Raw genomic sequence first — 12,037 nt, 5'->3', positions numbered from 1 at the left:
CCGGTCACACTGGGGGAAAGGCATGGCCAAGAACATCGATGACAAACTGGTGCTGGCGATCTCGTCCCGTGCCCTGTTCGACCTGAGCGAGAGTCACAAGGTGTACCTGTCGAGCGGCGTCGAAGCCTACCGGCAATATCAGATCGATCACGAAGACGAAATTCTCGCGCCGGGCGATGCCTTCCCGCTGGTGGAAAAACTGCTCAACCTGAACAGTCGCCTCGGCCGCGCCCGGGTCGAGGTGATTCTGGTGTCGCGCAACAGCGCCGACACCGGCCTGCGCGTTTTCAACTCCATTGGTCACTACGGTCTGGCGATCTCCCGCGCGGCGTTCGTCGGCGGGCGCAGTCCTTATCCGTACCTGAAGGCTTTTGGTTGCGACCTGTTTCTCTCCACCCATGCCGAAGATGTGCGCGCTGCGCTGGATGCCGGTTTCGCGGCAGCGACCATTCTGTCCGGCGGCGCCAGTCGCGCGGCCAGCGATGAATTGCGTATTGCCTTCGACGGTGACGCAGTGCTGTTTTCCGATGAGTCGGAGCGCGTCTATCAATCCGGTGGCCTCGAAGCCTTCCAGGCCAAGGAGCGTGAATCCGCTCGCGAACCGTTGCGCGGCGGACCGTTCAAGGGCTTTCTTGCGGCGCTCAACCTGTTGCAGCGCGAGTTCTCCGATGAGGAGTGCCCGATTCGCACCGCCCTCGTCACCGCGCGTTCGGCGCCGGCCCACGAGCGGGTGATCCGTACCTTGCGCGAGTGGGACATTCGTCTGGACGAGTCGCTGTTTCTCGGTGGCCTGACCAAGTCGGCGTTCCTCGAAGCCTTTGCGGCCGATGTGTTTTTCGATGATCAGGCCGGTCACTGCGAGCTGGCCCGGGAGGTTGTGGCAACCGGTCACGTGCCCCACGGCATCAGCAACGAACCGGCGGTCTAAAGCCCTAGTGGTTCAAGACGTTGCGTCGCACGTCGTACTCGCCAAGGCACTGCTAAGCTGAATCAAATCTCCGCCATGTTGGCACGCGAGGAGGTCATATGATTCGTTCGATGCTGTACGCCACTGACCTGGGTCTGTACGCACCGTTAGTGATGCAGCATGCCCTGGCGATGGCGCGAACGTTCAATGCCGACCTGTACGTGGTGCACGCAGTGGAACCCATGGGGCTGTTCGCCGAATCGGTGTTGCAGAGCTATCTCGACGAACAGGCGTTGAACGAATTTCACAGTCAGGGTCTGAAAACTGTCATCGCCAATATCGAGCAGCGGGTGCTCGACAGTTTTCGTGAAGAGCTGGGGGACGAGGGCGAGCAGGACCTGCAGCGGATACGCGCGGTGCGGGTGCTGCAGGGCGATCCGTCACAGGTGATTCTCGATCAGGTGCAGAAACTCTCTGTCGATTTGCTGATCGTAGGAAGTCACAGCCACGGGGTCGGGGCGGAAACGCCTTTGGGGCGAACGGCAGCCCGGCTGCTGCAATTGTCCAAGGTACCAGTTTATCTGGTGCCGCTGGTGGAGCGTCGGCGTCGGGAGGATCGCTGAAGCAGGAATAATGGCACTTTGATAAAAAAGTTCTAGATTTATTCTTCAAACCATTAATATAGTTATATACCGTCGCTGATGCCCGTGGCGTCTACCTGCTTTGAGGGATTCATATGAAGCTTCAACAACTGCGCTACATCTGGGAAGTGGCGCACCACGACCTCAACGTTTCCGCTACAGCCCAAAGCCTCTACACCTCGCAACCGGGCATCAGTAAACAAATCCGTCTGCTGGAAGACGAACTGGGCGTCGAAGTGTTCGCCCGCAGCGGCAAGCACCTGACCCGCGTTACTCCGGCCGGCGAGCGCATCATCACCACTGCCGGTGAGATTCTGCGCAAGGTCGAAAGCATCAAGCAGATCGCCCAGGAATTCTCCAACGAGAAGAAAGGCACCCTGTCGATCGCCACCACCCACACCCAGGCACGTTATGCACTGCCGCCGGTGATCAGCAATTTCATCAAGCAATACCCGGACGTGGCGCTGCACATGCACCAGGGTTCGCCGATGCAGATCGCCGAAATGGCCGCTGACGGCACCGTCGATTTCGCCATCGCCACCGAAGCGCTGGAGTTGTTCGGCGATCTGGTGATGATGCCGTGCTACCGCTGGAACCGTTGCGTGGTCGTGCCTCAGGGCCACCCGCTGACCAAGCTGCCGAAGCTGACTCTCGAAGCGCTGGCTGAATACCCGATCGTGACCTACGTGTTTGGTTTCACCGGTCGTTCGAAACTCGACGAAGCCTTCAGCCACCGCGGCCTGACGCCGAAAGTGGTGTTCACCGCTGCCGATGCCGACGTGATCAAAACCTACGTGCGCCTGGGCCTGGGTGTTGGCATCGTGGCAAAAATGGCGGTCGACACCAAACTGGATAACGACCTGGTGGTGCTCGATGCCAGCGAACTGTTCGAGTCCAGCGTGACCAAGATCGGTTTCCGTCGCGGCACCTTCCTGCGCGGCTTCATGTGCGACTTCATCGAGAAGTTTGCGCCGCACCTGACCCGCGAGGTCATGGCCAAGGCCATTCAGTGCCACAACAAGCAGGAACTGGAAGAGCTGTTCGATGGTGTCGAACTGCCCGTCCATTAAATCCCTGTCTACAGCACCTCGGTGACAGCAAACTGTTGCCGGGTGCCCGCCACCAGAATCTCCACCTCGTCACCCTCGAACTTGCCCAGCAGGCTTTTGCCCAGCGGCGAGCGGGGGGTGATGACGGTAATCGGCTGGCCCACCACGTCGACTTTCACGCCCGCCGCATCCGGCGCCAGAAACAGCCATTGCTCGCGACCCTTTTCATCTTCCAGACCGAGCAGGGCGCCGACTTCAATCCCTCGTTGAGCGTCATACGCGCGCAGCGTCAGGTTCTGGCACAGCGCCAGTGACTGTCGAATCTCCTCGACCCGTTTCGCCTGGCCTGCCGCCAGGTACGACGCCTCGAGCCCCAGGGTGTCGTACTTGTTTTCGGCGATGTTCTCTTCGTGGGTCGCGGTTTCGTAAGCGGTCAGCGCCGCGCGTTCGGCGATGTCGAGGTCAACGCGCAGTTTGTCGAGAATCAGTTGGTGAACCGTCTGTTTATTCATGATCAATCGCAGAATTGCAGGACATTGGCGCGGCTCTTTTCGCTAGGGGCCGTCTGATCCTGTTGCAGCCAGAACTGGCATTTGGGGTTCGACAGATTGCGTGTGCTGCCACGGGCCTGATCCAGGCGTGCCTGTTGCTCGTTCTTGCGCAGGTTTTCTTCGTACTGCTCGAACAGGCGGTTTTGTGGTTCAGGTTCTGGCTGTGGCTGGGCGGCCACCGGAGGCTTGCTCAGTTGTTGCACCGCCTCCGCCACGGGTTGCAACTGACGGCTGAAGAGTAAAGAAGCGAGCCAGCATGTCAGCGCGATGGCCAGGAAACCCAGCCACACACCCAGGGCAATGCTGCCGGTCAATTGCAGCGCGCTAAGCTGAACAGGCAAGGGGCGACGCGGGTTGGGACGATAGGGCATGACTGCCTCCTGGCGGATGAGTGCGGGCGGGAGCCGATTGTCGCACGAAGATTAATTGTCGTCGGCTCTTCTGCATGGAGGGATTTATGCGGACAATCGGTGCTTTTGCCAACGGGAGCCTTGAATGCCGCAACTGAACACCCGCTGGGACATTTTTTGTACGGTCGTCGACAACTACGGCGACATTGGCGTGACCTGGCGTCTGGCCCGACAACTGGTCAGCGAGCACGCAGTGGCGGTGCGACTGTGGGTCGATGATCTGTGCGCTTTCGAACGCATTTGTCCCGAAATCGACATCGGCCTGGATCAGCAATGGCAGCAGGGCGTCGAAGTCCGGCACTGGCCAGCCGAGTGGCAGGAAGCCGATGCGGCCGACGTGGTGATCGCTGCGTTTGCCTGCCAGTTGCCAAGCGTCTACATGGATGCCATGGCCGCAAGGGAACAACCGCCGTTGTGGATGAACCTCGACTACCTCAGTGCCGAAGACTGGGTGGTCGGGTGCCACGGACTGCCGTCGGTGAAGTACAAGTCGGTGCAGAAGTACTTTTTCTTTCCGGGATTTCAGCCTGGAACTGGCGGCTTGTTGCGTGAAAGGGGGTTGCTGGAGCGGCGTCAGCAGTTTCAGCAGGATCCCAAGGTGCAGCGACAATTCCTGCACGGTCTGGGGATCGTTCCTGCTCCCGATGCGCAACTGATCTCGCTGTTTGCCTACGAGAATGCCGGGCTCGCCAGTTGGCTGGATGTGCTCGCGGCTGACTCTACGCCTACCCATCTGCTGGTGCCGGAAGGGCGGATTCTCGGTGATGTCGCCCGTTGGCTCGGGGTCGAGTCGCTGGCGGTCGGGGCAATGCACGTTCGTCAGTCGCTGACCGTGCAGGTGCTGCCGTTCGTCCGTCAGGATCAATACGATCAATTGCTCTGGTGCTGCGATTTCAACGCGGTGCGCGGCGAGGATTCGTTTGTCCGGGCCCAGTGGGCTGGCCGTCCCATGTTGTGGCACATCTATCAGCAGGACGAAGACATCCATCTGGACAAGCTCGACGCCTTTCTTGCGCTCTACACAAAACGCCTTTCGCCTGCCGCCGCCGAGGCGATGAACGGTCTCTGGCGGGCCTGGAGTGCTGGACAGCCGATCAGTCAGCACTGGCTTGAGGCCCGTAAATACTGGCTTGAATTTCAGAAAAATGCCGAAGAATGGTGTCTGGAACAGGCGTTGCAGGCGGATCTTGCGACGGCGCTGGTACAGTTTTACCGAAATTGGATATGATACGCGGCCTAGATTTTTGTAAATCCCATCCAAATTCGGATATTCGCAATGAAAACTGGTAAAGAACTCAAACCCGGTACCGTGATCCGTATCGACAACGATCCTTGGTTGGTTCAGAAAGCTGAATTCACCAAATCGGGCCGTAACAGCGCGATCATGAAGACCAAGCTGAAGAACCTGCTGACCGGTTACAAGACCGAAACCGTCTACGGTGCGGACGACAAGCTGGACGACGTGATCCTGGACCGCAAAGAAGCGACCCTGTCCTTCATCAGCGGCGACACCTACACGTTCATGGACACCACCGACTACACCATGTACGAGCTGAACGCCGAAGACATCGAAAGTGTTCTGCCTTTCGTTGAAGAAGGCATGACCGACGTTTGTGAAGCCGTGTTCTTCGAAGAGCGTCTGGTTTCCGTAGAGCTGCCGACCACCATCGTGCGTCAGGTTGACTACACCGAAGGTTCCGCTCGCGGTGACACTTCCGGCAAGGTGATGAAGCCTGCCAAACTGAAGAACGGTACCGAGCTGTCGGTTGCTGACTTCATCGAAATCGGCGACATGATCGAGATCGATACCCGCGAAGGCGGTTCCTACAAAGGCCGTGCCAAATAAGCACTGCTTTTTGAGGAAAGAAAAAGCCCGACCATTGAGTCGGGCTTTTTCGTGCCTGATGAAAGTTACTTTTTCAGGTGCTGCTTCAGTTCTTCCGAGGCCTGCAGCATCGCCGAACGTACCGCCGGTACCTGGCTGACCACGTTGAGCAAACCGTAGTCGTGGATCATGCCGTTGTAGCGCACCGAGGTCACCGGCACGCCGGCTTCGTCGAGTTTGCGGGCGTAGGCTTCACCTTCGTCACGCAGCACATCGGCCCCGGCGGTCTGCACCAGTGCAGGCGGCAGACCTTTCAACTGCGCGGTCGTGGCCCGCAGCGGCGAGGCGTAGATCTCGTTCCGCTGGTTGGCGTCGGTGGTGTAGTTGTCCCAGAACCACTTCATCATGTTGCGGGTGAGGAAGTGCCCCTCGGCATACTGGTTGTACGAACCGGTGTCGAAATTGGCATCGGTGACCGGCCACAGCAGCACCTGGAATTTGATCGCCGGGGTGCCTTTGTCTTTGGCCATCAGGGCGACGACTGCCGCCATGTTGCCGCCGACGCTGTTGCCCGCCACCGCCAGACGCTTGCCGTCGACGTTGATTTCTTTGCCGTGTTCGGCCACCCATTTGGTAGCGGCATAAGCCTGGTTGATCGCCACCGGGTAATGCGCTTCCGGCGAAGGGGTATAGTTGACGAACACCGCCGCCGCCCCCGAGCCGACCACCAGATCCCGCACCAGACGTTCGTGGGTCGGGAAATCTCCCAGCACCCAGCCGCCGCCGTGGAAGAACATGAACACCGGCAGTTCGCCCTTGACCCCGGCCGGCCGGACGATGGTCAGGCTCAACGGTTGGCCATCGACCTGGATGGTTTTCTCGCTGACGTCCGCCTTGGGCAGCGTCAGTTTGACCCCGGACTGCGCGCCCGTCAGCACGGCGCGGGCCTCCTTGGGCGTCAGCTGTTCCATCGGTTTGCCGGTGCCGGCATTCAGCACATCGAGAAACGCCTGGGTGTTGTGTTCAACCTCCCCGGCAAATGCGCTGTGGATGGACAGGGCGAGAAGGGTACCGGTCAAGACTTTGCTGAAAGTGTTCATGTTCATTTCCTGTACGGGCCTGAGTGTCAGTGATTACACGGTGACGTGCAGACGCACATCGACGTTGCCACGGGTGGCGTTGGAGTACGGGCAGACCTGATGGGCTGCGTCGACCAGGCTTTGTGCGTCAGCCTGTTCCAGACCCGGCAGGCTGATGTGCAGGTCGATGTCCAGACCGAAACCACCAGGAATCTGGCCGATGCCGACGTGAGCGGTGATCGAGGCGTCGTCCGGGATTTTGCGTTTGGTCTGGCTGGCGACGAATTTCAGGGCGCCGATGAAGCAGGCCGAGTAGCCGGCGGCGAACAGTTGCTCAGGGTTGGTAGCCGCGCCGCCGGCACCGCCGAGTTCTTTCGGAGTGGCGAGTTTGACGTCGAGGATGTTGTCGCTGGAGATCGCACGACCGTCACGGCCGCCAGTGGAAGTTGCGATTGCGGTGTAGAGAGTTTGCATGGTGTGAGCCTCATCAAGTGTGGGTTTTTGCGCTAATTGTTTGCGCGCTAACTAGGTGCGAAGTGAATGTACTGCGCAAATAGTTAGCGCGCAAGATAAATTTTTGAAGAGAGCGGGAATTGACACTTGGATCGGCCAGGGTCTTGACCTCAAGTTTTTGATATAGAAGGTTTTTTTGAATCTGAAACGAGAGGAAAATTTTTTCGAGGATAAGCGGGGGAAGGTGCGATACGCCTGCAGGCGCAAGGCAGCGCCCACAGGAAAGGGGAATCTTTAAGTGAGGCTGTCCTGCAAATGACCCCGCAAGGCCTGCAACTCGGCTTGCAGGTTTTGCAGGCGCTCAAGCGTGAAGCCGCTGACCCCCAGGATGCATTGTGGAACGGTCCGGGCCTTGTCCTTCAAGGCGCGTCCCTGTGCAGTCAGCTCTACGATCACCACTCGCTCATCCTCACGGCTTCGCGTTCGGCTGAGCAATCCTTCACCTTCCAGACGCTTGAGCAATGGGGTCAGCGACCCTGGATCGGTCAGCAGGCGCGTGCTGATTTCTCCGACGGTCAAACCATCCTTCTCCCACAACACCATCATCGCCAGGTACTGCGGATAGGTCAGACCAAGCGCTTGCAGCAGTGGCTTGTAGACCTTGGTCATCATCAGCGAAGTGGAATGCAGGGCGAAGCAGGCCTGATTGTCGAGCAGCAGGTCTTCGCAAAGATCGGTGGTGTCGCGGTCGGTGGTCATGTCGGTGCCTTGAACGGTGATGCAGATGAATCTAGCGCTCGAATCTTTAATGCGCCAGACAATTGTGCCCGGTGGTGAATCGGTCAGTGCCGGCCCAACTCCCGTTGCAGGGCCAGATCCCACGGCGGCACGGGGCTGAAGCGGGTCTTGAGGTACTCCAGCAACAGGCGGCTGCGGGAGCTGGCCTGCTGTTGCAGCCGCAGCGCGTAAATGCCGGAGCTTTCCGGCGTTGGCAGGCCATTTTCACAGAACAGCGGCAGCAACTCGCCACGCAACAGGTATTCGCTGGCCAGCCAGGTCGGCAGATGCGCAATCCCAAGCCCCGCCAGTGCACCGCAGACCAACGCCTCGGCGTTGTTGGCGCTCATGCGCACCCGCGCCGGGCGGTGCAATTGCATTTGCCCGTCCTGTTCGAAGCGCCAGGCGAAGGGCGGGGCGAGGCCGTCCCAATCGAGGCCGTCATGCTCGCTCAATTGCGCGGGCTCGCCCGGCACGCCCCGACGCTTCAGATAGTCGGGGCTGGCGCAGGCAATGCGCACGATGCTCGCCAATGGCGTGGCCACCAGCCGGGTGTCGGCCATCTGTCCGGCACGCAGCACCAGATCAACCTTGCCCAGGTTAGAGCCGTCCATGTCGACAAAGCTGTCGATCAGATGCAGTTGCACGTCGAGCCCCGGATACAGCATCAGAAAATCGGCAATCACCGGCGCCAGATGCCGCCGTCCGAACGCCGCCGGCGCATCCACCCGAATCAGGCCTTCCGGGGCGCTGCTCAGGGACACCGCTTCGGCCCGCGCCAGTTGCAACTCGGCCACAATCCGCCGCGCCCGTTCGGCAAATGCCAGACCCGCCGGCGTGGCCCGCACCGCATGGGTACTGCGGATGAACAGCTGACTGCCGACCGCGCTTTCCAGACTGTCTATGCGCCGGGCAACGGCGGAGGGCGTCAGCGGATGCCGGCGCGAGGCTGCGGAAAAGCTGCCACTCTCCAGCACATCGAGAAACAGTCCGAGTTGTTCGGTCAATTGATTGGGATTCATGAATCAGTCCAGTACCTATGCGGATTTGGCACAGCCATTGTGCGTTGCTGTGCGTTTCCGTGCCAGCGCCGACTGCGTAGGATGAGTCGCCTGACGTAAGAGGAATTCTGCTGTGATCGAGTTTTCGTTGTACCTGTTGTTCGGCGCTGCCCTTGGCACCCTGGGTGGGATCTTCGGTATTGGTGGCGGGCTTATCGCCATTCCGCTGCTCGGCGTGTGGTTCGGGCTCGATCAGCAGATCGCCCAAGGCACGGCGCTGGTGATGGTGGTGCCGAACGTAATGTTGGCGCTGTGGCGTTATCACCAGCGTAACCGCATCGAACTCCGGCATGCGTTGCCGCTGGCGGTGATGGGATTTTGTTTCGCGTGGATCGGCTCGATCTGGGCCGTGGGCATCGACGCGCAGACCATGCGCATCGGGTTTGTCGCGTTCCTTGTGGCGCTGTCGGCCTACAACCTGGTGCGCATGTTCGGCACGCGCCCGGCAGCGACTTCCGAGATGCGTTATTCATGGCCGTGGCTGGGCGTGCTCGGCGCGGCGTCAGGCGCCATGGGTGGTTTGTTTGGTGTTGGCGGGGCGGTGGTGGCGACGCCGGTACTGACCAGCCTGTTCGGCACCACGCAGGTGGTCGCTCAGGGGCTGTCTCTGGCGCTGGCGTTGCCGAGCACCGGTGTCACGCTGGTGACTTACGCGGTGCACCACGAAGTGGACTGGATGATCGGCCTGCCGCTGGCCATTGGCGGGCTGGCCAGCATCAGTTGGGGCGTGAAAGTGGCTCACGCGATGCCGGAAAAACTCCTGCGTGGGCTGTTCTGCGGGTTCCTGGTGCTGTGCGCGGTGATGCTCGCGTTTAAAGTTTGAAGCCTTCGACGATGTGCTCGGCCAGGCACTCGGTGATCGGCGAGGGATTGTTGAGGTTGCGGATCAGCATGATGCTGGCCTCGGGCAGCAGCGGCAGATTTTCGGCATCTCCAAGAATCCGCATGTCGGGGGTAATCAGGCTTTCCAGTTGCGCGGTGATCGCCAGGCCGGCGCTCACCACCGCCATCAATGCCGACAGGCTCGTGCTGTTGTAGGCAATCCGGTACTCGCGACCCATTGCGTCCAGCGCATTGCAGGCCCACAGGCGACAGAAGCAGTCACTGTTGAACATCGCCAGTGGCAAAGGCGTCTGCTCGTGGGCGCTGAAGTTCTGCGCCTCGGCCCAGACAAAGCGCTCCTTGCGCAGCAACTGGCCAATCTCGTTGCCCGGCTCGCGGGTGACGATCGACAGATCCAGGTCCGTGCGCTGCAGCAACTGTTTGGTCGACTCGCAGTGCACCTCGATCTGGATCAGCGGATAAAACTGCGCGAAGCGCGACAGGATCCCCGGCAGAAAGCGCATCACGTAATCGTCCGGCGTTCCGATCCGTACCGTGCCGACCATGTGTGGCTCGCGCAGGGTGTTGAACACTTCGCTGTGCAATTTCAGGATGCGCCGCGCGTAGCCGAGCAACACCTGGCCCTCGGCGGTGAGGCGCACCTGACGCCCGTCGCGTTCGAACAGCTGGCGCTGCAACACATCCTCTTCCAGACGCTTCATCTGCATGCTCACCGCCGATTGGGTGCGGTTGACCATCTCGCCGGCACGGGTGAAACCGCCCTGATCGGCAATGGCGACAAAGGTGCGAAGGACATCGGTATCGATACTGGGATACGCCGACAATTGATGAATCTCCGTGATGCATGCCATCAGAAACATTCGTTGGATTGATCGTAGCGCTGGCGCGAGACTTGAGCCATCCCTAAAGGAGGGCAACACGATGAAAGGTCAAAAACTCTATGTAAGCGATCAAAAAGCTGTACCGATGCATCTGATTTCCGATCTGCTGCACAAGTTTAGCCGTTGGTACGAACTTCACCGCGAACGCGAACTGCTCGCCAGCCTGAGCGACGAAGCATTGAAGGACATCGGGGTCAGCCGTGCCGATGTCGAACATGAGTCGGTGCGGCCGTTCTGGGACGATCCGATGCATAAATGATGAGGCCATTGCTACACAAACCACTTTCAAGTGAGGTAGGTTGCGAGCAGACATGGAGGTACACATGCCCGCGACGCTGTCCTTCCCCCTTAAACAGGCTCGACGTCTGGCACTGGCTGCCCAAGGGTTTCACGGGCGCCAGCCGCCGGCTGTCAAGGCCATGCACCTCAACCGGCTGATCGAGCGTCTCGGCCTGTTGCAGATCGACTCCGTCAACGCCGTGGTGCGCTCGCACTACCTGCCGCTGTTTTCCCGTCTCGGTTCCTATTCTGCTGACTTGCTCGACCAGGCTGCCTGGAGTTCGGGGCGACGTCGTTCGCTGTTCGAATACTGGGGCCATGAAGCGTCGCTGCTGCCGTTGTCGATGTACCCGTTGATGGGCTGGCGCATGCAACGGGCTCGGCGCGGTGAAGACATTTATCAGCAATTGGCGCGTTTCGGCCGCGAGGAGCAGGACACCATTCGCCGGGTGCTGGCGTCGGTCGAAGAGCAGGGTGCATTGGGCGCCGGCAGCCTGTCGACCCGCCAGGAAAAGGCCGGACCGTGGTGGGACTGGAGCGCGGAGAAGCACGCGTTGGAATGGTTGTTCGCTGCCGGCGAAGTCACTGTGGCCGGGCGTCGTGGTTTCGAGCGGCTGTATGACTTGCCGGAGCGGGTGATTCCGGCTTCCGTGCTGCACCAGCCACTGCTCGATGAAGCCGAGGCGCAACGCGTTTTGCTGTTGCATGCAGCGCAGGCGTTGGGTGTCGGCACGGAAAAAGACCTGCGTGACTACTTCCGGCTGAACCCCTCCGATGCGCGCCCGCGCCTGGCGGAGCTGGTCGAGGACGGACAACTGCTGACCTGCGAAGTCGCCGGATGGCGCCAGATTGCTTATTGCCTACCCGAGCCGAAAGTCCCTCGAAAAGTCGAAGCCAGCGCGCTGCTGTCACCCTTCGATTCACTGATCTGGGAACGCAGCCGCACCGAGCGGCTGTTCGATTTCCGCTATCGGCTGGAGATCTATACGCCGCAGGATAAACGGGTCTACGGCTATTACGTATTGCCGTTCCTGCACAACGAACGGATCGCTGCGCGGGTTGATCTGCGCGCCGAACGGGCGGCGGGGCGGTTGGCGGTGCATGCGGTGCACGAGGAAGAAACCGGACTGGATGACGCGGGGATGCTGGCGCTGGCGCTGAACTTGCGGCGCATGGCGGACTGGTTGAGGCTGGAGCAGGTGCAGCTCAATTGTCAGCGGGAAAGTGCGGGGCGGTTGCGGATGGCGCTGGCTCGGTTTAGTGGTGACTGAACCGCCGCCA

General features: G+C 60.2%; 15 protein-coding genes. 8 read left to right on the top strand and 7 right to left on the bottom strand.

The features are described 5' to 3' along the window. The first annotated feature begins 22 nt into the window (after positions 1-22). The 3 genes from QLG12_RS27815 (at position 23) to cysB (ending at position 2,618) form a co-directional block, all read left to right on the top strand. On the top strand, positions 23-928 hold the full coding sequence (locus QLG12_RS27815; protein WP_236194033.1) for a 5'-nucleotidase: 906 nt from the start codon (positions 23-25) through the stop codon (positions 926-928). A gap of 98 nt (positions 929-1,026) precedes the next feature. Beyond that, on the top strand, positions 1,027-1,530 hold the full coding sequence (locus QLG12_RS27810; protein WP_007955683.1) for a universal stress protein: 504 nt from the start codon (positions 1,027-1,029) through the stop codon (positions 1,528-1,530). A gap of 113 nt (positions 1,531-1,643) precedes the next feature. Next, positions 1,644-2,618 (top strand): HTH-type transcriptional regulator CysB, encoded by a 975-nt coding sequence (cysB, locus tag QLG12_RS27805; RefSeq protein WP_003183769.1) that lies wholly within the window; start codon positions 1,644-1,646, stop codon positions 2,616-2,618. A gap of 8 nt (positions 2,619-2,626) precedes the next feature. Here the strand turns inward: cysB and QLG12_RS27800 are convergent, their stop codons facing one another. Next, complete coding sequence (locus tag QLG12_RS27800) at positions 2,627-3,109, bottom strand: GreA/GreB family elongation factor (protein ID WP_064383310.1); 483 nt, start codon at positions 3,107-3,109, stop codon at positions 2,627-2,629. Positions 3,110-3,111: 2 nt separating this feature from the next. Continuing rightward, a complete protein-coding gene (locus QLG12_RS27795) occupies positions 3,112-3,519 on the bottom strand; it encodes a hypothetical protein (RefSeq protein WP_011335304.1) in 408 nt (135 codons plus the stop codon). A 124-nt stretch (positions 3,520-3,643) separates the two neighbouring features. Between QLG12_RS27795 and earP the strand changes: the two genes are divergently transcribed. Beyond that, positions 3,644-4,786 (top strand): elongation factor P maturation arginine rhamnosyltransferase EarP, encoded by a 1,143-nt coding sequence (gene earP / locus QLG12_RS27790; RefSeq protein ID WP_197869106.1) that lies wholly within the window; start codon positions 3,644-3,646, stop codon positions 4,784-4,786. 48 nt (positions 4,787-4,834) lie between these two features. Continuing rightward, on the top strand, positions 4,835-5,404 hold the full coding sequence (locus tag QLG12_RS27785; RefSeq protein WP_003226785.1) for an elongation factor P: 570 nt from the start codon (positions 4,835-4,837) through the stop codon (positions 5,402-5,404). Between the two features lie 65 nt (positions 5,405-5,469). On the opposite strand, the gene QLG12_RS27780 is transcribed toward QLG12_RS27785, so the two are convergent. From QLG12_RS27780 to QLG12_RS27765, 4 genes are all read right to left on the bottom strand, one after another. Continuing rightward, entirely contained in the window at positions 5,470-6,483 is a 1,014-nt protein-coding gene (locus QLG12_RS27780) for an alpha/beta hydrolase (protein WP_011335302.1), read from the bottom strand. Between the two features lie 33 nt (positions 6,484-6,516). Next, positions 6,517-6,936: an organic hydroperoxide resistance protein gene (locus tag QLG12_RS27775; RefSeq protein ID WP_034155242.1), complete on the bottom strand. Its 420-nt coding sequence runs from the start codon at positions 6,934-6,936 to the stop codon at positions 6,517-6,519. Between the two features lie 273 nt (positions 6,937-7,209). Beyond that, complete coding sequence (locus tag QLG12_RS27770; RefSeq protein WP_282475578.1) at positions 7,210-7,674, bottom strand: MarR family transcriptional regulator; 465 nt, start codon at positions 7,672-7,674, stop codon at positions 7,210-7,212. A gap of 83 nt (positions 7,675-7,757) precedes the next feature. Next, entirely contained in the window at positions 7,758-8,714 is a 957-nt protein-coding gene (locus QLG12_RS27765; RefSeq protein WP_197869104.1) for a LysR family transcriptional regulator, read from the bottom strand. 112 nt (positions 8,715-8,826) lie between these two features. Here QLG12_RS27765 and QLG12_RS27760 point away from each other — a divergent pair, with 112 nt between their 5' ends. After that, positions 8,827-9,576, top strand: a complete 750-nt coding sequence (locus tag QLG12_RS27760; protein ID WP_282475577.1) for a sulfite exporter TauE/SafE family protein — start codon at positions 8,827-8,829, stop codon at positions 9,574-9,576. Here QLG12_RS27760 and QLG12_RS27755 read toward each other — a convergent pair. After that, positions 9,566-10,420, bottom strand: a complete 855-nt coding sequence (locus tag QLG12_RS27755) for a LysR substrate-binding domain-containing protein (protein ID WP_170844876.1) — start codon at positions 10,418-10,420, stop codon at positions 9,566-9,568. The genes QLG12_RS27760 and QLG12_RS27755 overlap by 11 nt on opposite strands. Positions 10,421-10,517: 97 nt before the next feature. Here QLG12_RS27755 and QLG12_RS27750 point away from each other — a divergent pair, with 97 nt between their 5' ends. Both QLG12_RS27750 and QLG12_RS27745 read left to right on the top strand, forming a co-directional pair. Further along, positions 10,518-10,736: a DUF1127 domain-containing protein gene (locus QLG12_RS27750; RefSeq protein ID WP_064383300.1), complete on the top strand. Its 219-nt coding sequence runs from the start codon at positions 10,518-10,520 to the stop codon at positions 10,734-10,736. Between the two features lie 64 nt (positions 10,737-10,800). Next, complete coding sequence (locus tag QLG12_RS27745) at positions 10,801-12,027, top strand: winged helix-turn-helix domain-containing protein (RefSeq protein WP_282475576.1); 1,227 nt, start codon at positions 10,801-10,803, stop codon at positions 12,025-12,027. Positions 12,028-12,037: the final 10 nt, after the last annotated feature.

This window comes from Pseudomonas sp. V88_4 (assembly GCF_029967985.1).
Lineage (GTDB): Bacteria > Pseudomonadota > Gammaproteobacteria > Pseudomonadales > Pseudomonadaceae > Aquipseudomonas > Aquipseudomonas glycinae.
The sequence above is the reverse complement of the archived record's forward strand: the minus strand, read 5'-3'. Positions and strand labels throughout refer to the sequence as shown.